The 24,437-nt window shown below is 72.1% G+C and carries 26 protein-coding genes; 17 read left to right on the top strand and 9 right to left on the bottom strand.

The window, feature by feature from the left end; translation table 11 throughout:
- The first annotated feature begins 92 nt into the window (after nt 1-92).
- The 5 genes from OG413_RS04050 (at nt 93) to OG413_RS04030 (ending at nt 4,860) form a co-directional block, all read left to right on the top strand.
- Nucleotides 93-965, top strand: coding sequence for a DMT family transporter (locus OG413_RS04050; protein WP_266803035.1), 873 nt, complete (start codon nt 93-95; stop codon nt 963-965).
- Nucleotides 966-1,543: 578 nt separating this feature from the next.
- Complete coding sequence (locus tag OG413_RS04045; RefSeq protein ID WP_266803034.1) at nt 1,544-2,065, top strand: MarR family winged helix-turn-helix transcriptional regulator; 522 nt, start codon at nt 1,544-1,546, stop codon at nt 2,063-2,065.
- Between the two features lie 95 nt (nt 2,066-2,160).
- A complete protein-coding gene (locus OG413_RS04040) occupies nt 2,161-2,625 on the top strand; it encodes a hypothetical protein (protein WP_266803033.1) in 465 nt (154 codons plus the stop codon).
- A gap of 85 nt (nt 2,626-2,710) precedes the next feature.
- Nucleotides 2,711-3,577, top strand: a complete 867-nt coding sequence (locus tag OG413_RS04035) for an NmrA family NAD(P)-binding protein (protein ID WP_266803032.1) — start codon at nt 2,711-2,713, stop codon at nt 3,575-3,577.
- A gap of 158 nt (nt 3,578-3,735) precedes the next feature.
- Complete coding sequence (locus OG413_RS04030; RefSeq protein WP_266803031.1) at nt 3,736-4,860, top strand: FAD-dependent oxidoreductase; 1,125 nt, start codon at nt 3,736-3,738, stop codon at nt 4,858-4,860.
- Nucleotides 4,861-4,921: 61 nt separating this feature from the next.
- On the opposite strand, the gene OG413_RS04025 is transcribed toward OG413_RS04030, so the two are convergent.
- Entirely contained in the window at nt 4,922-5,380 is a 459-nt protein-coding gene (locus OG413_RS04025) for a MarR family winged helix-turn-helix transcriptional regulator (RefSeq protein WP_266809873.1), read from the bottom strand.
- A gap of 170 nt (nt 5,381-5,550) precedes the next feature.
- Entirely contained in the window at nt 5,551-6,786 is a 1,236-nt protein-coding gene (locus OG413_RS04020; RefSeq protein ID WP_266803030.1) for an MFS transporter, read from the bottom strand.
- Nucleotides 6,787-6,846: 60 nt separating this feature from the next.
- Here OG413_RS04020 and OG413_RS04015 point away from each other — a divergent pair, with 60 nt between their 5' ends.
- Nucleotides 6,847-7,824: a helix-turn-helix transcriptional regulator gene (locus OG413_RS04015; RefSeq protein WP_266803029.1), complete on the top strand. Its 978-nt coding sequence runs from the start codon at nt 6,847-6,849 to the stop codon at nt 7,822-7,824.
- A 197-nt stretch (nt 7,825-8,021) separates the two neighbouring features.
- Here the strand turns inward: OG413_RS04015 and OG413_RS04010 are convergent, their stop codons facing one another.
- Both OG413_RS04010 and OG413_RS04005 read right to left on the bottom strand, forming a co-directional pair.
- Nucleotides 8,022-9,098: a transglutaminase-like domain-containing protein gene (locus tag OG413_RS04010; RefSeq protein ID WP_266803028.1), complete on the bottom strand. Its 1,077-nt coding sequence runs from the start codon at nt 9,096-9,098 to the stop codon at nt 8,022-8,024.
- A 25-nt stretch (nt 9,099-9,123) separates the two neighbouring features.
- Nucleotides 9,124-10,128 carry a GNAT family N-acetyltransferase gene (locus OG413_RS04005; RefSeq protein ID WP_266803027.1) on the bottom strand — a complete coding sequence of 335 codons (1,005 nt, stop codon included), beginning with the start codon at nt 10,126-10,128 and terminating at the stop codon, nt 9,124-9,126.
- A gap of 117 nt (nt 10,129-10,245) precedes the next feature.
- Between OG413_RS04005 and fdxA the strand changes: the two genes are divergently transcribed.
- Nucleotides 10,246-10,566: a ferredoxin gene (gene fdxA, locus OG413_RS04000; protein WP_018956287.1), complete on the top strand. Its 321-nt coding sequence runs from the start codon at nt 10,246-10,248 to the stop codon at nt 10,564-10,566.
- Between the two features lie 175 nt (nt 10,567-10,741).
- On the top strand, nt 10,742-11,839 hold the full coding sequence (gene dapC, locus OG413_RS03995) for a succinyldiaminopimelate transaminase (protein WP_266803026.1): 1,098 nt from the start codon (nt 10,742-10,744) through the stop codon (nt 11,837-11,839).
- 107 nt (nt 11,840-11,946) lie between these two features.
- Here the strand turns inward: dapC and OG413_RS03990 are convergent, their stop codons facing one another.
- Together OG413_RS03990 and OG413_RS03985 are read right to left on the bottom strand one after the other, a co-directional pair.
- Nucleotides 11,947-12,384 (bottom strand): ATP-binding protein, encoded by a 438-nt coding sequence (locus OG413_RS03990; RefSeq protein ID WP_266803025.1) that lies wholly within the window; start codon nt 12,382-12,384, stop codon nt 11,947-11,949.
- A 298-nt stretch (nt 12,385-12,682) separates the two neighbouring features.
- On the bottom strand, nt 12,683-13,615 hold the full coding sequence (locus tag OG413_RS03985; protein WP_266803024.1) for a hypothetical protein: 933 nt from the start codon (nt 13,613-13,615) through the stop codon (nt 12,683-12,685).
- Nucleotides 13,616-13,677: 62 nt separating this feature from the next.
- Here OG413_RS03985 and dapE point away from each other — a divergent pair, with 62 nt between their 5' ends.
- Both dapE and OG413_RS03975 read left to right on the top strand, forming a co-directional pair.
- On the top strand, nt 13,678-14,757 hold the full coding sequence (gene dapE / locus OG413_RS03980; protein ID WP_266803023.1) for a succinyl-diaminopimelate desuccinylase: 1,080 nt from the start codon (nt 13,678-13,680) through the stop codon (nt 14,755-14,757).
- A gap of 83 nt (nt 14,758-14,840) precedes the next feature.
- Nucleotides 14,841-15,626 carry a TIGR00730 family Rossman fold protein gene (locus OG413_RS03975; protein ID WP_266803022.1) on the top strand — a complete coding sequence of 262 codons (786 nt, stop codon included), beginning with the start codon at nt 14,841-14,843 and terminating at the stop codon, nt 15,624-15,626.
- Nucleotides 15,627-15,835: 209 nt separating this feature from the next.
- Here OG413_RS03975 and folP read toward each other — a convergent pair whose 3' ends face one another.
- Nucleotides 15,836-16,708: a dihydropteroate synthase gene (gene folP / locus OG413_RS03970; protein WP_266803021.1), complete on the bottom strand. Its 873-nt coding sequence runs from the start codon at nt 16,706-16,708 to the stop codon at nt 15,836-15,838.
- 91 nt (nt 16,709-16,799) lie between these two features.
- Between folP and OG413_RS03965 the strand changes: the two genes are divergently transcribed.
- Together OG413_RS03965 and OG413_RS03960 are read left to right on the top strand one after the other, a co-directional pair.
- Nucleotides 16,800-17,195 (top strand): DivIVA domain-containing protein, encoded by a 396-nt coding sequence (locus OG413_RS03965; protein WP_266803020.1) that lies wholly within the window; start codon nt 16,800-16,802, stop codon nt 17,193-17,195.
- Nucleotides 17,192-17,779 carry a DNA-3-methyladenine glycosylase I gene (locus OG413_RS03960; RefSeq protein WP_266803019.1) on the top strand — a complete coding sequence of 196 codons (588 nt, stop codon included), beginning with the start codon at nt 17,192-17,194 and terminating at the stop codon, nt 17,777-17,779. Before OG413_RS03965 ends, OG413_RS03960 begins: the two co-directional genes overlap by 4 nt.
- Nucleotides 17,780-17,825: 46 nt before the next feature.
- Here the strand turns inward: OG413_RS03960 and OG413_RS03955 are convergent, their stop codons facing one another.
- Nucleotides 17,826-18,638, bottom strand: a complete 813-nt coding sequence (locus OG413_RS03955; RefSeq protein WP_266803018.1) for an enoyl-CoA hydratase/isomerase family protein — start codon at nt 18,636-18,638, stop codon at nt 17,826-17,828.
- Nucleotides 18,639-18,952: 314 nt separating this feature from the next.
- Here OG413_RS03955 and OG413_RS03950 point away from each other — a divergent pair, with 314 nt between their 5' ends.
- Complete coding sequence (locus tag OG413_RS03950) at nt 18,953-19,120, top strand: DUF3117 domain-containing protein (protein ID WP_003966491.1); 168 nt, start codon at nt 18,953-18,955, stop codon at nt 19,118-19,120.
- Nucleotides 19,121-19,288: 168 nt separating this feature from the next.
- On the opposite strand, the gene OG413_RS03945 is transcribed toward OG413_RS03950, so the two are convergent.
- Nucleotides 19,289-19,954 (bottom strand): O-methyltransferase, encoded by a 666-nt coding sequence (locus OG413_RS03945; protein ID WP_073718008.1) that lies wholly within the window; start codon nt 19,952-19,954, stop codon nt 19,289-19,291.
- 180 nt (nt 19,955-20,134) lie between these two features.
- Between OG413_RS03945 and sigE the strand changes: the two genes are divergently transcribed.
- The 4 genes from sigE (at nt 20,135) to OG413_RS03925 (ending at nt 24,408) form a co-directional block, all read left to right on the top strand.
- Nucleotides 20,135-20,896, top strand: coding sequence for an RNA polymerase sigma factor SigE (gene sigE, locus OG413_RS03940; protein ID WP_266803017.1), 762 nt, complete (start codon nt 20,135-20,137; stop codon nt 20,894-20,896).
- Nucleotides 20,893-21,912 (top strand): anti-sigma factor, encoded by a 1,020-nt coding sequence (locus tag OG413_RS03935; protein WP_266803016.1) that lies wholly within the window; start codon nt 20,893-20,895, stop codon nt 21,910-21,912. The genes sigE and OG413_RS03935 overlap by 4 nt, the downstream gene beginning before the upstream one ends.
- An 89-nt stretch (nt 21,913-22,001) precedes the next feature.
- Nucleotides 22,002-23,789, top strand: a complete 1,788-nt coding sequence (locus OG413_RS03930; RefSeq protein WP_266803015.1) for a S1C family serine protease — start codon at nt 22,002-22,004, stop codon at nt 23,787-23,789.
- A 118-nt stretch (nt 23,790-23,907) separates the two neighbouring features.
- Nucleotides 23,908-24,408, top strand: a complete 501-nt coding sequence (locus OG413_RS03925) for a sec-independent translocase (protein WP_266803014.1) — start codon at nt 23,908-23,910, stop codon at nt 24,406-24,408.
- Nucleotides 24,409-24,437: the final 29 nt, after the last annotated feature.

Here is a 24,437-nt window from a genome sequence, read left to right as displayed (position 1 = left end):
GTGAGCCCCGCTGCGGCGATGTACCGATCCGCGAGCACGGCATACGCTACCGGCGCCCCCGCCCCAACCGCCGCTCATGGAAAGGCCGTGCGATGCCGGTCGCCCTGGTGCTTCTGCTCTCCGGGACCTGGCTGTTGTCCGGCGCCCTGGTCACCGGGACCGATCCGCTGATCGTCGCCGTCGGCCGTACCGCCGTCTGCTGCGCCGCGCTCACCGCCGTCGCCGCCTCCACGGGGGCCGGCCGGGCCGATCTGCGCCGTGCGGCCGCCCGGCCCGGCACCGTATGGCTGCTGGGGCTGCTCGGCTTCGCCGGATACGCCGCGGGCACCCTTCTCGCCATCCCGCGCATCGGCACCTCGCTCACCAACCTCGTCGTCGCGCTGATGCCGTGCGCGTCGGTGGTGGTCGGGACCCTGTTCTTCGGTGAACGCTCGGCCCCGCGCAAGGCCGCCGGGGCGGTGCTCGCCTGCGTGGCGGCGGCCGGATACGCGGCACTCGGCGCCGACGCGGGCGATATGGACGGCACGGGGCTGCTGCTCGTGGCGGGCGCGACGGCGGCCTTCGCGGTGTACGGGTTCCTGTACCGGCAACGCCTGTCCGGGCTGCCGCCGTTGGCCGTCCTGCCCGTGCTGCTCGCGGCGGCCACCTGCCTGCTGCTGCCGATGGCCCTGCCCGCGCTGATCGCCCATCCGCCGACACCCGCCGCGACCGGCGGGATCGTGGTGCTCGGCGCGGTCGTCTACGCGCCCGCCTACCTCGTACAGCACCGGCTCATCCTCCTGCGCGGGCCGGTCTTCACGGCCGCCGTCCAGCTCGCCGTTCCGTTCACCGTGCGCCTCGGCGACTGGGCGCTGGGCACCGCGCCCGCCCCCACGCCCGCCGAACTCCTGCTCCTCGCCCTGTGCTGCGGGGGGATCGCCCTGGTCACCGTCCAGCCGCAGGGGCAGCTGTCGATGAAGGGATGATCCCCTTGCGGCCCGGCGTGCGTGTGCGTCTGCGCGGACGACGGTGGCGGCACCCGCACCCGCTTCCGCACCCGTACCCGCTTTTGCACCGGCCCCGGGTGTCCGCTGACTGGCCATCACGTGCGTTCGGCGGCATGACGGCACCTTCTTCCCTCTGCCCGACGTCCTGAAGCTGCTCGGCCAACTGGACAGCGCGACGCAGCGGGAGCCCGTCGTCGGCTATCTGTCCGGGGATGTCGCGCCCGGGACCACCCGGCTGTACCGCAACCGAGGCAGAGACGAGACGCTGGTCGCCCGCTGGTGACGCCCGACCGCAGACCGCCGCACGAAGCTCATGACCTACAGCCGACGTACCAGCCAGGGCGACGACGACGTCGGCCGCGGACCGCGCCTTCCCCGCTTACGGGCTCGGTGGCATCCCCTGCGCCGCAGGCGGGCTCGACGGGCTCCGGAATTTTCACGAGGAGTACCCGCGAAACAAGGCCACCGGGTGCCGTTCGGATCCCACGGATCGAGGCCGGCGCCCAGGCTGCGGAACACGGCTTGACCGGTATCTAGTTAGCTGCCATATTAGTTTTATGAGTGACGAGGACGCGAACTCCGGCGCTGTGCCCACGCTCGATCAGGCGCGGAGTCAGATCGCGCGGTACGGGCTCGACGCCGACCCGCAGGCGGTGCTTGTGGCGGTGCGTCTGATGGCTGCCGGGGTGCGGCTGGACCGTGCGTCCGAAGTGCACTTCTCCCGTTTCGGGTTGTCGATCGGGCGCTACCGCCTCCTGGTGGACCTTGAGGACGGTGGTGGGGAGAAGTCGCCGTCGCGCCTCGCGAAGAGCCTTGGTGTCTCGCGTGCCACGGTGACCGGCCTGGTGGATGGGCTGGAGTGCGAGGGTCTTGTGGCCCGCCGTGCGTCCACGGAGGACGGGCGGGGTGCGGTGGTCGTGCTTACGGCGCGCGGTGTCCATCGGCTGCGCGGTATGGCCGCGGACCACTTCGCGCGCCTCCAGGCGCTGGTCGGCGGGCTGGCCGCCGACGAACGCGAGCTGTTCCTGGACCTGCTGGAACGGATTACGCGGGGAATCGGCGCGCTGACCGCCGAGTAGCGTCCCGCGCCGTACGAGAAGCTGCCGCATCGACCGGGTGACAGTCTCTCCATGCCCACATAGTTAGGTTCCTAATAACTTTTCGAGGAGTGTACGTGAGCCCTGCCCGCAACAAGGCCGCCCAGCGCGGTTCCGCCGCCCGCCGGTTCACGCTCTGGAAGGAAGTCGTCGTCGCCTACCTGGCCCCCGCGCTCTCGGCCGGGCTCGGTGGAGTCCTCGGCGGGCAGCCCGGACTGGCGACGGCCGCCTTCACCTCCATCGGGATCACGTCGGCCGTAGTGGCCTTCATCGTCGGCGGGTGGCTGCACCGCCGGGGCCGGCCGCGCCGGTGGACGACATCGGTGCCACGTCCGGTGATCACCATCGGACTCGGCATAGCCGCTACTGGAATCGCGGGCCTGGCCGGGTGGTTCGCGTCCGGCTGGTTGCCCTCGCACACATCGGTGCCCGATGCCGGGTGGCTGGATCGGCTGCGGATCGACCTGCCGTTGTCGGCCGCCCTGGCGACCACGATCGTCACCTGGCGATGGAGCGGCACGGCATCCCGGCCGCAGAAGTGACCCGGCCGATCCCCACCCGGCCGATCCCGACCCGTTTGATCTCCACCCGTTTCCCTGCTCCCACCTGCACCACGAAAGGCACACCGTGATCACCATCATGGGCGCGACCGGCGCCACCGGCGGCGCACTGCTCCGGCGTCTGATCGAGCTGGGCGTCCCCTGCCGTGCCATCAGCCGTACTCCGGACGAACTGCGCGCCGCGATCGGCGGGGAAGCGCCGGTCGAGGTCGTCGGTGCGGACGCTGCGGATCCCCGCGCGCTCCGAGCCGCGTTCGACGGCTCCACGCAACTGTTCCTCGCCATGGCCAACAGCCCGCGACAGGTCGCGCTGGAGATCAACGCGATAGACGCCGCGGCCGCGTGCGGGGTACGGCACGTCGTCAAGCTCTCCGCCCCGGCCGTCGAGCCCGACTCGCCGGTCGGCGTCTCGCGCGGGCACTGGCGGGTCGAGACACATCTCGCGACAACCGGCATGGCGGCCACGCTGCTGCGGCCGTACGCGTTCATGCAGAAGCTGCTCCTGAACGCTCCGGCGGTCGCCGAGGGCGTGCTCATCGCGGCGATGCGCGACGTGCCCTGCAACTACATCGACGTCCGGGACATCGCCGACGTCGCCGCGGAGACCCTCCTTCGCCCCGGCCTTGACGGGGTCACGTACGAGCTGACCGGCCCGCGGGCCTTCAGCTGTCCGGAACTCGCTCATCTTCTCGGTGAGCTGACCGGTCGGCCCGTCCGCCACATCGACCTGCCACCGGACGATTTCCGCGGCCATCTCGTCCGCACCGCGCGCCTGCCGGACTGGCTGGCGAACCATGTCGTGGAGATCCAGCAACTGGCCATCGCGCGTCCGGAGTCCCCGAACGGGACGGTGGAGACCGTCCTCGGCCGCCCCGCCCGGACGCTCGACGCCTTCCTCCGCGAGCATCTCGCCCTGTTCGCGCCGGTCACCTGACCGGCATCCGCCGGTGGCCGGGCGCTCCTGGGTAACCGCCAGGAAGGCTGTCCGCCTTCTCGGGCCGGACCGTCGGCCCGGTCCTGCGATGTTTGCAGTTCGTTTTACGAACTAATATGGTTCGTGAGACGAACTGAATTCTTCTGGGGGTTGAAAACATGCGTCGTACGGTCGCGGTCATCGGCGGAGGTTATGGCGGCGCCGCCGTCGCCAAGGCATTGGACGAGGACACCGACGTCGTCCTGGCGGAGCCCAAGGACGCATTCGTGCACGCCGCGGGTTTCCTGCGCGCACTGGTCCGGCCGGACTGGGCGCACAACATCCTCTTCCCGTACGACAAGCTGCTCCGACGCGGCAGGGTCATCCAGGAACGCGCCGTCTCCGTGGACCCCGGTGGCGTCACGCCGGCCTCGGGCGCTCGCGTCGACGCCGACTACCTCGTTCTCGCCACCGGCTCCGGCTGCCCCTACCCCGCCAAGACGGACACCGACGTATCCGGCGAGGCGCTGGCGCGCGTGCGTGCCACCCACAAGGAACTCGCCGACGCGGAACGGGTGTTGATCGTCGGAGCCGGGCCGGTCGGCCTGGAGCTGTCCGGCGGGATCAAGGCGGTGTGGCCGGACACGCGGGTGACCGTCATCGACCCGGCCGGGCAGCTGATGCCCGGGTTCGATCCGGCGATGCGCGAGGAGCTGACCGCCCAACTCCGCGAACTGGGCGTGGAACTGCGCCTGTCCACCAGCCTGACCGAGGAGCCGCCGACCGGGCCGGGACGGGCGAAGACCTTCACCGTCGGCACAACTGGAGGCGAAGGCGGCGCAGGCGATCGCGCCGGCCACTCCGCGGACATCACCGCCGACATCTGGTTCCGCTGCTGCGGCGTCAGCGTCAACAGTGGCTACCTCGCGGACTCGCTGCCCTCGATACGTACGTCGCGGGGGCAGGTCCGTGTGACCGAGAGGCTCAACGCCGAGGGGTACGGCCACATCTACGCGCTCGGCGACCTCACCGACCTCGACGAGGCCAAGATGGCGGGCCACGCGATGAAGCACGCCGCCGTGGTGACGCAGAACATCCTCGCCCAGGTGCGGGGCGAGGAACCGGTCGCGGTGTACCGGACGTCACCCGTCCCCCCGGTGCTGCTCCCGCTCGGCCCCAAGGGCCGTGTCGGCCAAGTGCCCACTCCCGACGGGCCGTCCGTCCTGTCGGCGGAGGCGGTGGCCGAGTACAAGGGGGCGGACCTGCTCACCGGCCGGTTCACCGAGCTGTTCGGCACCGGCTGAGCCGTGGACGCGGTGGAGGCCCGCCCGCCGCCCGGTGCGGGGCCGTCCCCGCACCGTGCTCTCAGGTGCGCTCCGCGTGGACGGGCCCCTCGCCCGCCTCCATGAAGACCGCCGGTACCTCGTTCTCCCGCACCAGGCGCCCCAGCAGCTCCGCGAGCCGGTCGCGGTCCGCCGGGGCGAGACCGTCCGGCAGGTCCCCGATGCGCCGGGAGGCCTCGTCGTAGAACTCGCGGGCGAGCCGTCCGCCCCTGTCGGTGAGGGCCACCCGGATCGCCCGCCCGTCCCGGGGGTCCGGCTCGCGGCGTACGAGTCCGAGCTGCGCGGACCGGTCCACCAGGCCGGTGAGGCTCGACTTGGCCAGCCCGAGCGTCGCGCCCAGCTCGCTCATCCCGTACGGCTGGGTCATCAGCACGCAGAGCAGCTGCCCCTGCTGCGGTGTCAGGCCGTAGGCCCGGCCCGATTCGGCGTACACGGCATTCACCAGGAACGAGGAACGCACCAGTGCGGTGACGATCCCCATGTGTTCATCCGCTGCTCTCCCCATGCGGCCAGAATACGGGAGCGGCCGGGTCTGTTACGCCTCCGAGTCTTTCCGGTCCACTTGATTCGTGTCACGAACTGGAGAGGAGAAGAGGGAAAGCCGCTCCCGGAACGAGAGCCGCTCCTGGCACGCAAGGCGCTCTCTTCGAGTTACGCCGCCGCCTGGTCCGGCAGCGGTTCGGGGCGGGCGGTCCGGCCGCCCCGCCCCCCGCTGTCACCACCCGGTCCGCGCTCGGGCCGCAGCCCGGGGGCGAGGGCCAGCGTCACCGCGAGCGAGAGCGCCGCCAGCACGACGATGCCCGTCGCCGGGGAGGTGAGCTGGGCGACGCCTCCCGCGAGCGCGGCGCCCACTCCCTGCATGGTCAGCATCCCGGAGGTGTGCAGGCCGAGCGCGTGCCCGCTCAGCTCGTCCGGAGTGAGCGCCATCAGGCGTTCCTGGAGCAGCAGGCTCGCCGAGAACCCGGTGGTGGCGAGCACCACCGCCACCACCGCCACGGGCAGCGACGGGTGCAGCGCGAAGACCAGGTACGGCGCGGCGAGGAGCAGCCGCAGCGGGTTGCCCAGCCGGTCCCGCCACCGCCGGGTGACGAACCGGCCGAGCACCGTGTCCCCGGCCAGCATGCCGAGGGCGCCGCAGGCGAAGAGGAGCCCCGCGTGCCGGGGGTCGTAGGAGAGGTACAGCGACTCGCACCCCACCACCAGCCCGTTGGGCACCCACAGGGCCAGGTAGACATAGCGGCGCGGCACCGACGACCAGAGCAGGGCGTTGGTCCGCCAGGTCTCCTTCATCGACGGGCGTCCGGCGGCCCGCGGCGGCCGGGCGGTGAGCCCGCAACGGGCGGTGGCCGCGGCCACCAGATACAGGGCCGCGCCGACGAGCAGGGTGCCGCGCGCCGACAGCGTGGTCACGAGCACCCCGCCGATCGCGAACCCGCCGATCTGCATGGTGCCGACCGACATGTTGATCACCGACCGGCCGAGCAGGAAACCTTCCTTCGGAAGGATTTCGTTGAGCAGTCCGTACCGCACTCCGCCGCCCAGGGACGAGACCAGCCCCACGAACAGGAGGACTCCGAAGAGGGCCCACAACGGCATGCCGGGGAGGGCCTGTACGGCGGCGCCCAGGCCGAAGAGCAGCGCCAGACCGGTCAGCGCCCCGCGCGGCGGCAGCCGGTCCGCCGCCGACAGGAGCGTGGCCGGGCCCAGCATCTGGGCGAGGGAGGTGCCGAACATGGCCAGCGAGGACAGCAGCGGTGAGCCGGTGCGGGAGTAGACCAGAGTGCCGAGGGCGAGGCCGGTCGCGGTCTGGGCCGCCACCTCTACGGAGACGGTCGCGAAGAGCGGGGTGAACTCCGGAGTCCGGAGGAGTTCGCGGTAGGTGCGCATGGCCGGAGTCTCGGGGCGTGGTCGCGGGGGTGGTTATTGTTTCGCCGGGAGGCGAAAGCAATGGGCTGGTGGCAGATCAGCGCGGACACGCTCGCGGGCAGCCGGTTCGTCGTATCGCCGCTGACCGAGACCATCGCGAGCATGAAGCTCCTGGAGCGGGGGACGGCCGCCCATCCGGGGGAGCGCGTCTGGCTCGACGCCCATCTGCCCGCCTACCGGCGGCGGCAGACCGATGACCCGGTCTCCGCGATGATCGTCCGGGCCGCCCTGGCGCCCCTGTGGAACGCCAACTTCCTCACCCCCACGCCCACGGTCACGCCCGTGGGGGAGGTGCCGCCGGACTTCGCCCAGGAGCTGTCGCGGATGCGCGCCACCCCGCCGGAGGACGCCCGCGCCGACCTGGTGGAGACGCTGCGCGGACCGCTGCCCGCCCGGCTGGACCGTGACGACCTGGCGCCGCGCACCGCCGACGTCCTGGAGTGGGTGTGGACGCACACGGTGCTGCCCCTCTGGCCACGGCGGCGCCGGATCCTGGAGGCCGATGTGGTCGCCCGCGCGGCGGAGTTGAGCCGGGGCGGCTGGGCCGCGGCGCTGAACGGCATGCGTCCCGGCATGCGCTGGCTGGGGGAGAGCCGGCTCCAGATCAACACGCAGGACAACCCGCCGCGCGAACTGGCCGGGTCCCAGCTGCTGTTCGTGCCCGTCACCTCGAACCAGTCCTGGGTCTCCTGGGACGCCCCGCACCGGTACGGCGTGGTGTATCCGTGCTCGGGCGCGCTCGCCGAAGCGGACCGTACGCCGGTGCCCAGGGCCCTGGGTGCGCTGATCGGGCCCGCACGGGCGGGTGTCCTCGTGCTGCTGTCGACCCCGCTGAGCACGACGCAGCTGGTGGCGCTCACGGGGCAGGGCCTGGGCTCGGTGGGCCGTCACCTCAAGGTCCTGCTCGACGCCGGGCTGGTCGGGCGCCGCCGGGCGGGACGCTCCGTGCTCTACTGCCGCACGGACGCCGGAGAGGCCCTGGTCCGCACGACACGGTGACCCCGGCGGCCGGGCATCACCGGCGGCCCGCCGCCGGTCGGTTCGGAGCGCCCGTGCCCGCCGCGGTCGGTTCGGAGCGCCCGTGCCCGCCGCCGGTCGGTTCGGAGCGCCCGTGCCCGCCGCCGGTCGGTTCGGAGCGCTCGTGCCCGCCGCGGTCGGTTCGGAGCGCTCGTGCCCGCCGGTCCGCCCGCCGCCGGTCAGTTCAGCAGCGCCCGCGCCGCCCGTGCCCGCCGCCGGACCGCGTCGGCCGTCGCCGGATCGATTCCGGCGACGATCTCCGCGTACTCCTCCATCTCCACCGCCCCCCGCACGAACTCCCCGCGCTGGACAAGGAGCTGGGCCCGTTCGTAGCGCAGCCTGGCCGGGTGCGAGGGCAGCAGCAGCGACAGGTCGACGGCCCACAGCGCCACATCCGTGTGCTCGGGGCGTGCCGCGGCCCAGGCCCTGATGTTGTTCAGGATCCGCAGCACGATCTCCAGGGGCCGCGCGGGCACCAGCATCGATTCGGTCAGCGGTGCCCCGGTCGCCCCGGCCACCATCAGCTCGGCGTCCTGCCCGCTCAGCGGCGCGCCACCGGCGAACGGATCGGCCAGCACCCGTTCCGCCGGATCGCCGAAACCGATGACGAAGTGACCGGGCAGCGCCACCCCGTACACCGGTGCGCCCGCCCGCCGCGCGACCTCGATCCAGATCACGGACAACAGGATCGGCAGCCCGCGACGGCGGCGCAGCACCTGCTGGAGCAGCGAGGAGTCCAGCCGCTGGTAGTCGGCCGAGGCCCCGGCGAATCCGCACCGTTCACCGAGCAGCTCGGCCAGGACGGAGGCCCAGGCACGGGCGGAGCGCACTCCGTACGGCAGCAGTCCGGCCAGCCGGTCGAGTTCGATCTGCGAGGCGTCGATGCCGTACGGATCCGGGGAAGCCCCGCCGTGCGCGTCCGGAACGTCCTCCCCGTCCGCGCTGTCCGGCACGTCCGTCCCCGATACCGGCACGTCCGTCCCCGATACCGGCACGTCCTGCCCCGACCCCTGCGCGTCCGACCCCGACACGTCCGACCCCGACACGTCCGACTCCGACGCGTGCGACCCCGGCGCCGACGACCGCCCACTCAGCGGTCCTGCCTCCGCGCCCAGCAGCAGGCAGAGCAGCGCGAGGTCCGGCCGCTCGGAGCGGGCCTCCTCGGCGAACTGCCGCCGCCGTTCGGCCGCGCCGGAATCCTGTGGGCCCCGGGAGCCGGGAGGGCCCTGGGAGCCGGGAGGGCTGGGGGGACTCATATGCGACACGTATCCCTGCTGGTCCTCATGGCGCGGACCGGAAGTGGTGATAGCGGTGGTGAAGCGCGAAGCCCATTCCGTCGTACAGCGCCCGCGCCCCGTCGTTGTCCGTCTCCACCTGGAGCCACGCGGCCGACGCGCCCTCCTCCAGCGCGCGTCGCGCCAGCGCGGTCATCACCGAGGTCGCCAGCCCGCGCCGCCGGTGCTCGGGCCCCACCTCGAAGGCCATGAACCCGGCCCACCGCCCGTCCACGACGCACCGCCCGATCGCCGCGGGCGCCCCGCCCTCCGGGTCGCCGGGCACGGTCGCGAACCACACGGAGGGCCCGGAGCCGAGGACGTGGAGCACATGGGCGCCCGGGGTGTCGAAGCGCTGGTAGCGGGAGAGCCACGCCGCGTCCGGCTCACGGCTCAGCCGGACCGCCGAGACATCCGCGTCCAGATCCCCGACCGGCGCCAGTGCCCCGATCCGTACCTCGGCCGACACCTCGCGCAGCCAGCCGTGCCGCTCCAGCTCCGCGCACAGTGCCTCCTGGGTGCCCTCGGCGCCGGTCGCGGTCTGGATGTACGCGGGCAGATCCCGCTCCCCGTACCAGCGCTGTACGCGCCCCAGCGCCTCGCCGACCGGCAGTCCCGGATCACCGAGCGGGAGCACGGAGTTGGCGCGCCGGGTGAAGCCGTCGGCGGCACGCAGCCGCCAGTCGCCCAGCGGCTCGCTCTCCACCGGCTGCCAGGCCCGCGCGCAGACCCGGGCGAGCTCGTCGAAGGAGGCCGCGGGCCCCCGCCGCCGGGCGGGCGCGGCGGGCACGACCTTGCCCGCTACCAGCGCGGATTCCGCGATGTGGACGGATTCACCACTCTTCGGTGTGATCGACAGCACATGGTTGTCCCACGATGTGAGAACCCCGACCGTGTCCGTGAACATGGCGCCTTGGTCGACCCCTTGGGAGCGACGCCTGACCGACACGCGTTTTCCCACGTCAGCCGGTGTGACGCGGACCTCCAGCCGTCCGCCGATGGTGAATTCCACAGCTCTCTCCGCCCCTCCTGTTCGGTTCGTGCCCGGGAACGGAGATACTAGGTGCGGGCATCGACGACGCCGCGCTCCCGCGCGAGAGCCAACGCCCTACCGAGGAGGAACGACAGCGTGACCTACGTCATCGCGCAGCCTTGTGTCGACGTGAAGGACAAGGCCTGCATCGAAGAGTGCCCCGTCGACTGCATCTACGAGGGCCAGCGGTCCTTGTACATCCACCCGGACGAATGTGTCGACTGTGGAGCCTGTGAGCCGGTCTGCCCGGTCGAGGCCATCTTCTACGAGGACGACACCCCGGAGGAGTGGAAGGACTACTACAAGGCGAACGTCGAGTTCTTCGACGACCTCGGCTCACCGGGCGGCGCCTCCAAGCTGGGCCTGATCGAGCGCGACCACGCGTTCATCGCCGCGCTGCCGCCGCAGAACCAGTAAGCAGCGGCCGCACGTGCGCCGCCCGGTCCCGTACGGCTCGTCACCGTGCGGGACCGCGGTGTTTTCCGGCGCGCCTCCGAGGCCGCCCGGCGCCCCTCGCGACCGTGTGCGGCCCCGGCGGCTCCGTGACCCCTCGTCATTCGCATTCGCCGCCCGTACGAGAAAGCAGAGTTCCGTGTCCGCAGCAGTCTCCTCCCGTCTTCCGGTCTTCCCCTGGGACAAGCTCGCGCCGTACAGGACGACGGCCGCCGCCCACCCTGACGGCATCGTCGACCTGTCCGTCGGCACGCCGGTCGACCCGGTGCCCGAGCTGATCCAGCAGGCGCTCGTGGCCGCCGCGGACAGCCCCGGCTATCCGACGGTGTGGGGCACCGCGGCCCTGCGCGACGCCCTCACCGGCTGGGTGGAGCGGCGTCTCGGCGCGGTCGGGATGGCCCACGAGAACGTGCTGCCGGTCGTCGGCTCCAAGGAGCTGGTGGCCTGGCTGCCGACCCAACTGGGCCTCGGCGCGGGCGACAAGGTCGCCTATCCGCGGCTGGCGTACCCGACGTACGAGGTCGGCGCCCGGCTCTGCGGCGCGGAGCCCGTCGCCTATGACGACCCCACCGAGCTGGACCCGGCGGGCCTCAAGCTGCTCTGGCTCAACTCGCCGTCCAACCCGACGGGCCGCGTCCTGTCCAAGGACGAGCTGATCCGGATCGTCGCCTGGGCGCGCGAGCACGACATCCTGGTCTTCAGCGACGAGTGCTACCTGGAACTGGGCTGGGAGGCCGAACCGGTCTCCGTGCTCCACCCGGACGTCTGCGGTGGCCGGTACGAGGGCATCGTCGCCGTCCACTCGCTCTCCAAGCGCTCCAATCTCGCCGGATACCGCGCGGCCTTCATCGCGGGCGACGCGGACGTCCTGGGCGAGCTGCTGCTGATTCGCAAGCACGGCGGGATGATGGCGCCCGCCCCGGTCCAGGCGGCCACCGTCGCGGCGCTCGGCGACGACACCCATGTCGTGGAGCAGCGCGCCCGGTACGCGGACCGGCGCACCGCCCTGCGCGCCGCGCTGGAGGCCCACGGCTTCCGCATCGAGCACAGCGAGGCGAGCCTGTACCTCTGGGCGACGCGCGACGAGCCGTGCTGGGAGACGGTGGCCCACCTCGCGGAACTCGGCATCCTGGTGGCGCCCGGCGACTTCTACGGACCCGCGGGCGACCGCTTCGTGCGCGTGGCGCTCACGGCGACCGACGAGCGGGTGGCGGCGGCGGTCGAGCGGCTGTCCTGATCCGCGGACACCCACGCGCCGAGGGGCCTCGGGAGTGCGCACTCCCGAGGCCCCTCGGCGCGTTCTGTGGATACCTGTGCGGGGATCAGCCGATCCCGTTGGGAGTATCAGCCGAGCGGCAGACCCTTCAGGGGCAGGCCGCCACCCAGGCCGCCACCCAGGCTGTCGGTGGGCAGGCCGCCCGCGGTCGCCGCGGTGGCCGTGCTGCCGACGAGCTCACCCGTGTGGCCCGCGGTCTCGCCGACGGTCTTCTGGGCGGCCGGGACGGCGACCGCACCGGCCTTGCCGACGGTCTTGCCCACGGCCGGAATGGCGGTGCCGACGAGCCGGCCGCCGGTTTCGCCCACGGTCTTGGTGCCCTGCTGTGCGGCGCTGTCCACGGTGTCGCCGAGACCGGCGCCGTCGAGCGAGGTCAGGCCGCCCAGGTCGGGGGCCGGCGGGAGCTCCGCGGCACCTGCGGCGCCGGCCGCACCGACCACGGGGGCCGCGCCTGCGGCGATCAGCAGCGCGGCACGGGCGATCCGACGGGTCAGGGGGAGGGACATGATGCTCCTTCGACGGGAATTCAACAGACTCGGGAATCTGTCTGTCCGGTGATCGGACGCACTGACAACCGGTCCGGGGGCGGGGAAGGTTGCGGTACGGCAAGGTAAAGAGTGAGTAATGCGTCCGATAATCCGCAGCGGAGGAACCCGGGCAAACAATGCGTGGAGCGACCGCCGGGCGAACCGTCACTTCCCTGTGACGGCAAGGGAATCGGCCCGTGCGGACCGTGCTGGTGAAAGAGCCGTCGACCGGGCTGCCGGAGACCGGCCGGATGCTTCGTACGGGTGGTCGGCCGTACTACTGCGCGAGCCCGATCCTGACCTCGGTCGTGCCCGATTCCGTACGCTCTGCGCGTTCCGTCCGCCAGCCGTCGTCGGCCGTCCACACCCGGTCCGCGAAGGCGACCCGGTCGATCCGCAGGGCCTCGGCCCGCGCGACGGCCCAGTGCGCCAGCTCCCAGCCGCGCTGCGGCGCCGTGCCGCCCCCGGCCTCCGCCGCTGCCGCTGTGGCGGGCACGGGCACCGAGACCGACGTCGCGGCGGACGCCCCGGCGGCCCTGGCCGACGGCAGTACGTCCTTGCCGAAGGCGCTCACCAGCTCGGAACGGACCTTCGCCGCGTCGCCCGGACCGGTCGCGGTCGCCGCGGACGGGAAACAGTTCAGCGTGGTGGGCGCACGCCCGGTCAGCGCGGCGGCCAGCAGCGCGGCGTCCGGCTCGTGCTTCGCGTACGCCTGCGGGAACCCGCTGAGCTGCACACGCTGCGCGGCGACCGTCAGCGGGAGCCGGGAGTAGCCCGGGACCTCGGCGAGACGGTCGTAGAACATCCCGGCCGAATAGACCGGATCCATGATCTGCCGCGCGGTCCCCCAGCCCTGCGAGGGGCGCTGCTGGAAGAGCCCGAGCGAATCCCGGTCACCGTGATCGAGATTGCGCAGCGCGGACTCCTGCAGGGCCGTCGCCAGCGCGATGGTCACCGCACGCTCCGGCATGCCGCGGGTGGTGCCGACCGCCGAGATGGTCGCGGCGTTGGCGGCCTGATCGGGAGTCATCTCGTACGTACGGTCCTCGCCCCGCGTCCCGTCGGCGGAGCGCACGGTGCAGTGGGGCGCCCCCTTGTTGCCGGAGACGTACTGCACGGCCAGATATCCCCCCAGGGCCACGAGCACGGCGAAAGCGGCCACGACTCGGAAGAGGCGGCTGCGGCGGGCGGGCGTGGGGGTCCGGGGCACGGGGCCCACGGTACTGGAGGGTACGACCGGGGCGGATACCGAAGTCCCTTAGGGTCGTGGCCATGGCCGAAAGCACGCTTGACCTCACCCTGGACGGACCGGCGCTCACCGCCCGGCTCGTGGACTTCCCCTCCGTCAGCGGGGAGGAGACCGAGCTGGCCGACGCGATCGAGACGGCACTGCGCGGCCTTCCGCATCTGACCGTCGACCGGTACGGGAACAATGTGGTGGCCAGGACGCGGCTGGGGCGTGCCGAGCGTGTCGTGCTCGCCGGACACATCGACACCGTGCCGATCGCCGACAACGTCCCGTCCCGGCTCGACGACAACGGCGTGCTGTGGGGCTGCGGAACCTCCGACATGAAGTCGGGCGTCGCCGTCCAGCTGCGCATCGCGGCGACCGTCCCCGAGCCCAACCGCGACCTCACCTTCATCTTCTACGACAACGAAGAGGTCGCCGCCCACCTCAACGGCCTCGGGCACGTCGCCGAGGCCCACCCCGACTGGCTCGACGGAGACTTCGCCGTCCTCCTGGAACCCTCCGACGGCCAGGTCGAGGGCGGCTGCCAGGGCACGCTGCGGGTCTACCTGCACACGGCCGGGGAGCGGGCCCACTCCGCGCGCAGCTGGATGGGCGCCAACGCCATCCACGCCGCGGCACCGATCCTGGACAGGCTCGCCGCGTACGAACCGCGCCGCCCGGTCATCGACGGGCTCGAATACCGCGAGGGCCTCAACGCCGTACGGATCGAGGGCGGCGTCGCCAACAACGTCATCCCTGACGCCTGCGTCGTGGTGGTCAACTACCGGTACGCCCCCGACCGCGGCGCCGAGGAGGCCCTCGCCCACGTCCACGAGGTCTTCGCGGACTGCGGAGTCACCGAGTTCACCGTCGACGACCACTCCGGTGCCGCCATGCCCGGCCTCGGCCATCCGGCGGCCCAGGCGTTCATGGCGGCCGTCGGCGGCACGGCCCAGCCCAAGTTCGGCTGGACGGACGTCTCCCGCTTCGGCGCGCTCGGCGTGCCCGCGGTGAATTACGGCCCCGGCGACCCGCTGCTGGCCCACAAGCGCGACGAACACGTCGTGGCCGAGCGGATCACCCACTGCGAGGACCGCCTCCGCTCCTGGCTCACCAGCTGACTCATGGGCTTCCCCTGCGCGTAACCTCCGTGGATCTACGCTGGCCGGACAAGCACATCGCAGGTCGGCGGAGGGAGCAGGTCATGGGCAACCCCGAGGATGCACGCAACGCACGGGGCGCGGAGGTTCCCGAGGGCGCGGTCAGGCCCGAGGAACAGCGAATGGGCCCGGTGCTGCGTCGCCGGGACCAGGTGCAGCCCGGCACGACCGATCAGCGGCTGCTGGACTCCGAGGGCGATTCCGAGTGGGTGCACACCGACCCCTGGCGGGTGATGCGCATCCAGTCGGAGTTCGTCGAGGGGTTCGGCGCCCTGGCCGAGCTGCCGAGCGCCATCAGCGTCTTCGGTTCGGCCCGCACACCGGTCGGTACGCCGGACTACGAGGCGGGCGTACAGATCGGCCGGGCGCTCGTCGAAGCGGGCTTCGCGGTGATCACGGGCGGCGGCCCCGGGGCGATGGAGGCGGCGAACAAGGGGGCGCGGGAGGCCAAGGGGGTCTCGGTCGGCCTCGGCATCGAGCTGCCGTTCGAGTCGGGCCTGAACCCGCACGTCGACATCGGCGTCAACTTCCGTTACTTCTTCGTCCGCAAGACGATGTTCGTGAAGTACGCCCAGGGCTTCGTGGTCCTGCCAGGCGGCCTCGGCACGCTGGATGAACTCTTCGAGGCGCTGACCCTGGTCCAGACGGGCAAGGTGACCCGCTTCCCGATCGTGCTCTTCGGCTCGGCGTACTGGAGCGGCCTCGTCGACTGGCTGCGGGACACCGTGGTGGCGCAGGGCAAGGCGTCCGAGAAGGACCTGCTGCTCTTCCACGTCACGGACGACGTGGAGGAGGCGGTCATGCTGGTGACCAAGGAGGTCGGCAGGTAGGGCCTTCGCCCGAACCGATCCGGACCGGACCGGATCACGGGAGCGGGGCAGGGCAGCGTCCAGGCCCCGGCCCCGCTCCACCCCCTTGCGGGCCGCACAAGCCCCCCTCCACGCCACGCCACACGCCACGCCACACCCCGCGCCGCGCTGCGCGAACTCCGCTACGCCAGCCCCCGGCTATCCCAGCCCCCGGCTATCCCAGCCCCCGGCTACGCCAGCCCTCTGCGCGCCACCGCCGGGGCCCGCAGCCCCGCGATCGACGCCACCATGTCCAGCACCTGCCGCGTCTCCGCCACCTCGTGCACGCGGTACACCCGCGCGCCCAGCCACGCCGACACGGCCGTCGTCGCAAGGGTGCCGATCACCCGTTCCTTGACCGGGCGGTCGAGGGTCTCCCCGACGAAGTCCTTGTTGGACAGCGAGACGAGCACCGGCCACCCGGTCTCCGCCATCTCGCCGAGCCGCCGCGTCGCCTCCAGCGAGTGCCGGGTGTTCTTCCCGAAGTCATGGCCGGGGTCGATCATGATCCCGTCCGTCCGCACGCCCAGCTCCACGGCCCGCTCGGCCAGCCCCACCGTCACCCGCAGGATGTCCGCCATCACGTCGTCGTACGCGACGCGGTGCGGCCGGGTCCGCGGCTCGGCGCCGCCCGCGTGCGTGCACACCAGGCCCGCCCCGTACCGCGCGGCGACCTCCGCCAGCTTCGGGTCGACCCCGCCCCACGCGTCGTTCAGCAGATCCGCGCCCGCCTCGCAGACCGCCTCGCCCACCTCGTGGCGCCAGGTGTCCACGCTGATCACCACATCCGGGTGGCGGCGGCGGACCTCGGCCACGAACCCGACCGTACGGCGGGCCTCCTCCGAGGCGGTCACCTCGGCTCCGGGGCCGGCCTTCACCCCGCCGATGTCGATGATCGCTGCGCCCTCGGTGACCGCCTGCTCGACCCGGGCGAGCGCGGGCTCGTCCCGGAACGTCGCGCCCTGGTCGTAGAAGGAGTCCGGGGTCCGGTTCACGATCGCCATGATCACCGGCTCGTGCGGCCCGAATTCCCGCCGTCCGAGCCTCAGTGCACCGCTTCGCATCCCGTGTTTCCTCCTCAGTAGGTCGCCTGCGACCCTAACTGTCGGTGCCGCATGGCACGATCGGACCCGGACAGGATTCCGCCCCGGGGAGATGCTCGTGTTCTGGTTCTTGCTGCTCACCATGGTCGTGGTGGTCGCCGCGGTCACGCTCGCGGTGGTCGGCGGCGGTGGGAGCCCGGTGCTCCAGGATCTGCCGCCCGAGCGGCTGACCGACCCGCTGCCCGCGACGCGCCCGGTCGGCCGGGCGGATGTCGAGGCGCTGCGCCTGCCGATGGCCCCCCGCGGCTACCGGATGGCGGATGTCGACGAGGCGCTCGACCGGCTCGGCGCCGAACTGGCCGAGCGGGACTCCCGGATCGCCGAGCTGGAGTCGGCCCTGGCCGGTGCCCGGTCCGCCGCGGCGGGCGGTCCCGATCTGTTCAAGAGGCCCGGCGAGCCGCTGAGCCAGGACCCGGGCCCGTACCGGGGCGAGGAGGACGAACGATGAGCGGTGGAGCCGAACCGGCCCCGGACGGCGGCCTGCGCTGCCCCTGGGGGCTGTCCACGGATGACTACCTGACCTATCACGACACCGAGTGGGGCCGCCCGGTCCACGGCGACGACGCGCTCTTCGAGCGGCTCTGTCTGGAGGCGTTCCAGTCCGGCCTGTCGTGGCTGACGATCCTGCGCCGCCGCGAGGGCTTCCGCGCCGCCTTCGCCGGGTTCAGCATTCCCGCGGTCGCCGCGTTCACCGACACCGACCGGGAACGGCTCCTCGCCGACGCCGGCATCATCCGCAACCGCGCCAAGGTCGACGCGACCCTCGCCAACGCGAAGGTGCTGGCCGACTGGCCGGCCGGTGAGCTGGACGCGTTGATCTGGTCGTACGCCCCCGATCCGGCCGGCCGGCCCGTGCCGCGCGTGCTGGGGGACGTCGCGGCGGTCACCCCGGAGTCCACGGCGCTCGCCAAGGAGCTGAAGAAGCGCTCCATCCGCTTCGTGGGTCCCACGACCGCGTACGCCCTGATGCAGGCGTGCGGCCTGGTCGACGACCACCTCGCCGACTGTGTGGCCCGCGGGGCCCGTCCGTAGGCCCTCGGGGGCCGCGAGCGCCCCCGAGGGTCCGTCCCGTCCCCGCCTACTTGCCGAGGTACTTCGGCTTCCGCTTGGCCAGGAACGCCTCCACCGCGATGGTGTGGTCCTGCGACGCGCCCGCCCTCGTCTGGAGTTCGTCCTCCTTCTCCAGCGTCTCCGCGAGCGTGTGCCCCGCGCCGTACGCCATGGACGCCTTCAGCGCCGCGTACGCCACGGTCGGGCCGTCGGCGAGGGTGCGGGCCACGGCGGCGGCCTCCTCGGCCAGCTCGGCGGCGGGCACCACCCGGTTCGCGATACCCAGCTCGTACGCGTCCTTCGCCGAGATCGACCGCGGGAAGAACAGCAGGTCGGCCGCACGGCTCTGGCCGATCAGCCGGGGCAGCGTCCAGGACACGCCCGAGTCGGCGGTCAGCGCGACGCCCGCGAAGGACGTGTTGAAGGACGCCGTGTCGGCGACCACCCGGTAGTCGGCCGCCAGCGCGAATCCGAATCCCGCTCCTGCCGCGACGCCGTTGACCCCGGCGACCACGGGCTTCTCCATCTCCGTGATCGCCCGCACGACCGGGTTGTAGTGCTCCCGCACGGTGCTCAGCGCATTGCCGCCGCCCGCCTCGCGCGTGGCCGTCAGCGTCGCGACGTGCTCCTTGAGGTCCTGGCCCACGCAGAAGGCGCGCCCGGTGGCGGTGAGCAGAACCGCGCGCACGGCCGTGTCGGCCGCCGCGGACCGCAGCGCGTCCCGCAGAGCGACCTTGGCCTCGGTGTTCATGGCGTTCATCGCGTCGGGACGGTTGATCGTGATCGTCGCGAGACCTTCGCTCACTGTGTAGAGCACGGTGTTCGCCATGTCGTCGGCCATTCCGGTATCCCCTTACGGCTCGGCATCGTTGCCACTGCAGGCAAGCATGGCCGACTCGGGGCGGGGCGAGCATGTGACCTGCGTCTAACAATTGCCCCTCACCTGGGGGCGCAAGGCGGCGCAGTATCGCAGCCGGATCGCCGAATTGGGTGGTTTTGCGAGAGCGCGTTGCGCAAGCGATGCCGACCGATGTTGGTCATCAGGGTCTGTGATGCGGGATAATGGTGGGGAAGCAATGTGTTCGATGCCGGTGAGGCAGCGCCTGTCATGGGGCCGCCGGTTGCGATGAGCTGGTTTCAGGAAGGGGAACGAGCATGGCGGCCATGAAGCCGCGGACGGGCGACGGCCCGCTCGAGGTGACAAAGGAGGGGCGGGGCATCGTCATGCGCGTTCCGCTCGAAGGCGGCGGTCGGCTTGTTGTCGAGCTGACTCCGGACGAGGCCGATGCACTCGGCGACGCCCTGAAGAAGGTCGTCGGCTGACGCGGAACGCCCACACTCGACCACTGCCCCGGCACGGATTCCGTGCCGGGGCAGTGGCGCGTTCAGGGGGATGACCGGCGGATACGTGAACGGGGCGGGCGAGGGCGCGGAACGGGCGCGGCGGGCCGGAAGGAACCGGTGCGGCGGGCGGAAAGGGGAGAACGGCCGTCAGCCGCGACGGACCGCGCAGAGCAGCCCGTCACCGACCGGCAGCAGCGTCGACATCAGCTCCTGGCTCTCCCGCACGGCGCGCAGCAGCTCGCGCAGGCGCAGCACCTCGGCGGGCTGAGCGGCGGAGTCGACCGTGCGGCCGTCCGCGAAAACGCCCTCGAAACAGACCAGCCCGCCCGGTCGCAGCAGGCGCAACGATTCAGCGAGGCAGTCCAGGCTCTCCAGCCTGTCGCCGTCGCAGAAGACGAGGTCGTACCCGCCGTCCGCGAGCCTGGGAAGGACGTCCAGGGCGCGCCCGGGGATGAACCTGGCCCGGTTCGCGGCGAAGCCGGCCGCGCGGAAAGCCTCGCGGGCGAACTGCTGGCGTTCCGGTTCCGGATCGACCGTGGTCAGTACGCCGTCCGGGCGCATTCCGTGCAGCAGATGGATGCCGGACACGCCTGTCCCGGTCCCGATCTCCGCCACCGCTTTGGCGTCCACGGCGGCAGCGAGCAGGCGCAGCGCGGAACCGGTGCCTGGGGACACCGAGCGCAGCCCTGCCTCGCGGGCCCGCTCCCGGGCCCAGCGCAGTGCTTCGTCCTCGGCGACAAAGGCGTCGGCGAACGCCCAGCTCGTCTGCCGGTTGGCGGTAATGACCCTCTCCTGACCCCGTAGTTGGCGCAACGGTGACTGTATCCGCTGGACCCGGGAACCCGCAGATGGGACCGGGCGTTGTGTAAGGACAGGGGAAAGCGCAGCGAACGGGCCCGCGGATCGGGCCCGCGACCGTGCGCCGGAAGTTCCCGGGCGACGCCCGGCCCCAGCAGGAAAAAGGCTTATCCGGAGCTAACGGGCGAGGTGGCTATGGTAGGGGCTCCACTGGACACCACCAGAGCCGATAGGGGAGGTGCGGCTGCGCCTGTGGATCGGAGAGGAGTGCTGCGGCGCCTTCTCGGGTCGGCGGGTGAGCCGAAATCCGTGACCAACATTGCTGACCGTTCTTCCAACGACTCCGCAACGACCGCGACCTTCGCCTCAGATGCGGACTCTCAGGCGTGGACCCCGCCCTCATGGGAAGAGATCGTCAGCACGCACAGCGGACGTGTGTACCGCCTTGCCTACCGGCTGACGGGCAACCAGCACGATGCCGAGGACCTCACCCAGGAAGTTTTCGTCCGGGTGTTCCGTTCCCTCTCGACCTACACCCCCGGCACGTTCGAGGGCTGGCTGCACCGCATCACGACCAATCTCTTCCTGGACATGGTCCGCCGTAAGCAGCGGATCCGTTTCGACTCCCTGGGCGACGACGCCGCCGAGCGGCTGCCGAGCCGTGAGCCGTCCCCGCAGCAGGTTTTCAACGACACCCATTTCGACGCCGACGTGCAGCAGGCCCTGGACACCCTCGCGCCCGAATTCCGTGCGGCAGTGGTGCTCTGCGACATCGAGGGGCTCAGCTACGAGGAGATCGCCGCGACCCTCGGCGTGAAGCTCGGCACCGTGCGCAGCCGTATTCACCGCGGCCGCTCGCACCTGCGCAAGGCGCTGAAGCACCGTTCGCCCGAGGCCCGCGCCGAGCAGCGCTCCCTGGCGGACGCGGTCCTGGCAGGGGAGGGCGGATCGGCGTGAGTGGCACAGGACCGACCCCCGCGGAGCAGCATCTGGGGGACCGGCTCGCCGCGCTTGTCGACGGTGAGCTGAAACATGATGCCCGTGAACGGGTCCTGGCCCATCTGGCCACCTGTCCCAAGTGCAAGGCCGAGGCAGACGCCCAGCGGCGCCTGAAGAGTGCCTTCGCCCTGTCCAGCTCGCCCTCGCCCTCCGAGGGGTTCCTGGCCCGCCTGCAGGGCCTTCCCGGCGGTCCCAGCGGCGGCGACAGCGGCCCGAGCGGACCGTTCGGCGGCAGTGGACGCTTCGCCGACGAGTTCTTCCCCACGATGCGGCCCTCCGGCGGCGGCCGTACGGACCCGGCCCCGGGCTCCTCGCCGCTCGACAGCTTCGGTTACCTCCCCGCCGGGCACGGCTCCACCGCGGTCCTGCCGGGCGGTGGCTCCCGCGGCGTCTTCCGCATTCACGACGTGGCCCGCGACGCCGACCGTTCGCCCTGGCGCGGCCGGAGATTCGCCTTCGCCGCGGCCAGCGCCGTGTCGCTGGCGGCCATCGCCCTCGGTGGCACCCTCCCCCTGGACTCCGCACCCGACACCGCGCTCCGGGCCGAGGGCGCGGGCAGCAACGTGACCCCGCTCGACGCCGACGCGCGGGCCGAGAGCGGCAACGCGGCCAGCCGCCGGGCCGGTGGCGCGCTCGCCGTGGACGGCGACCGTCCGGCGATCGGCGGCACCGCGGTTCCCTCGGCCTCGCCGACCGTCCGGGCCCTCATGGCCCCGCAGATGCTCGCGGCAGTGCCTTCGTCGCTCAATGCCACGCCGCTCACCGGGCACCCGTTCGTCCTTCCCGTCCTGAATGTCTCCGTACCCCCGCTGATACGGCCGACCGGCACCACGTCGCTGCTCGCCGCGGCGCTCGGCAGTGCCCCGGCGCCGAAGTCGGCCGCCCCGTCCGCACCGGCCTCGGCGATGCCGTCCGCACCCGCCTCCGCGCTGCCGCCCAACGATCACGCGCTGCCGCTTTTCCCTCGCCGCTGACGGGGTCCTGCGCGGGGATTCGCAAACCTGGTTGAATTCCGGGAGGGACGCCTCTGTGGGGGCGTGCAGAGGCCAGTTGCGGGGAGATCATGGACGACGCGAAGCCCACCGGGCCGAAGGCGAAGTGGTGGAGCCGTCCCACGACGGGGCGCAGCGGTCGCACGGAACCGGAAGACGTATCTCCCGTCGAGGACGCCGCAGGAGCCGCGGATACGGCAGGTGCGGCAGCTGCGGATACAGCAGGTGTGACAGACGCGGCTGCGACAGGTGTGACAGGCGAGGCTGAGACGGGGAGCGCGGCGGTGTCGGACCGTCCGGTTCCCGGTGGGCCGACGCCCGCACTCCCCGCCGGGGAGCCGCTCCGGCCCGCCCCCGCGATACGGCCCCTGCACGAGCCCGACGAGTACAGCACTCCGCCCTACGGCGGCCCCGGACCGTGGGCGCCCGCGCCCCCCGTACAGCGACCGGTGCCGACCCCGGCGCACGGGACCCCCGTACCCCCGCAGTACGCCGCGACGAACGGGGCTCCCGTCGCCGTCGATCAGGGTCAGCCGCCCGGTCCGGTGCCCGGCGGCATGCCGCCCCAGGCCCCGCCGCAGCACCTTCCGCCCCATCTGCCGCCCCACCCGCAGGCGCAGCAGGTGCCCCCGCAGCAGTCCGGGCAGCAGCCCCCCTCCCAGTGGCTCCAGTACGACCCCTGGGGGGCGCCGCGGCAGCCCCTGACCCAGCCGGGCCCCCCGCTCGGCACCGAACCCGCCCGGCGCGGGAAGGGCCGCCGGGGCACCGTCCTCATCGGGGCCGTCCTGCTCGCCGTGGTCGCGGGCGGCATAGGCGGGGGAATCGGCGCCTACGTCGAGCGCAACGGCGGCCTGACCAGCGTCGAGCTTCCCCAGGCCGGCCGGGACAGCGGTGGCCGGGCACCCGACAGCGTCGCCGGAATCGCCGCCAGCGCCCTGCCCAGCGTCGTCACCCTGCATGTCAGCGGTGCGTCGGAGTCCGGCACCGGCACCGGCTTCGTCCTCGACAACAAGGGCCACATCCTCACCAACAACCATGTCGTCTCCCCGGCCGGCTCCAGCGGCGACATCACCGTGACGTTCAGCGGCGGCGAGACGGCGACCGCCGAGATCGTCGGCAAGGACAGCGGCTACGACCTGGCCGTCGTCAAGGTCACCGGCGTCTCCGGGCTCAAGCCGCTGCCCCTCGGCAACTCCGACAATGTGCGGGTGGGCGATCCGGTGGTGGCCATCGGTGCTCCCTTCGACCTGTCGAACACGGTCACCTCCGGCATCATCAGCGCCAAGCAGCGGCCGATCACCGCCGGTGGCGAGAAGGGCGACGGCACCGACGTCAGTTATGTCGACGCACTCCAGACCGACGCGCCGATCAACCCCGGGAACTCCGGCGGCCCGCTCGTCGACGCCCAGGCCCACGTCATCGGGATCAACAGCGCCATTCGCGCGGCGGACAGCGGGGCCGGACCCGAAGGCGCCCAGTCCGGCTCCATCGGCCTCGGCTTCGCCATACCGATCAACCAGGGCAAGCGCGTCGCCGAGGAGCTGATCAACACCGGCCGGGCGACCCACCCGGTGATCGGCGTCACCCTGGACATGAAGTACACCGGTGACGGGGCCAAGGTCGGTGCGAAGGGCGCCGACGGCGGGCCCGCGGTCACGACCGGCGGTCCCGGGGCGAAGGCCGGGATCAGGCCGGGCGACATCATCACGGAGGTACAGGGCCAGCGGGTGCACAGCGGCGAGGAGCTGATCGTGAAGATCCGCGCCCACCGCCCCGGCGATCGGCTCGGCCTCCGGCTGACCCGCGGTGGTAAAGACCTGTCCATGACTTTGACGCTCGGCTCGGCGAGCGGCACGTAACGGCCACCGGAAGGTACCGCCCGGACAGCTTCGACAGGTACCGTTGAGCGGTCCGGGCCGTCATCCGGCCTGGTGGGGAAGACCCGGAGAACACGCGGAGAACACGAGGAGCAGCTAGGTGTTCAATGACATAGGCGCACTGGAGCTGCTGACGCTCGTGGTTCTCGCCGTACTGGTCTTCGGCCCCGAGAAGCTGCCGAAGGTCATTCAGGACGTCACGCGCACCATTCGCAAGATCCGCGAGTTCTCGGACAGCGCCAAGGAAGACATCCGCTCGGAGCTCGGTCCGCAGTTCAAGGACTTCGAGTTCGAGGATCTCAACCCCAAGACGTTCGTCCGCAAGCAGCTGATGGACGGCAACGACGACCTGGGGCTGAAGGAGATCCGCGAGAGCTTCGACCTCCGCAAGGAGATGGCCGAGGTCACCGACGCGGTGAACGGACGCGAGAGCGCGTCGTCCGCTTCCGCCAACAGTGCGGCGAACGGATCGGCGAAGGAGTCGTCCGGCGGTTCCTCCGACGGTGCGGTGAATGGCTCCTCCACCACCCCTGACCTGCTCAAGAAGCCCGCTCAGCCGGTCAAGGACGAGCGCCCGCCGTTCGACGCAGACGCCACCTGAGACCGGTCAATCCCGACTCGTCCGTACGG

Origin of the sequence: Streptomyces sp. NBC_01433 (genome assembly GCF_026340105.1) — a bacterium.
In the GTDB taxonomy this organism is placed as follows: domain Bacteria; phylum Actinomycetota; class Actinomycetes; order Streptomycetales; family Streptomycetaceae; genus Streptomyces.
Note: the sequence above shows the minus strand (reverse complement) of the source record. Positions and strands in the feature narration are given on the sequence as shown.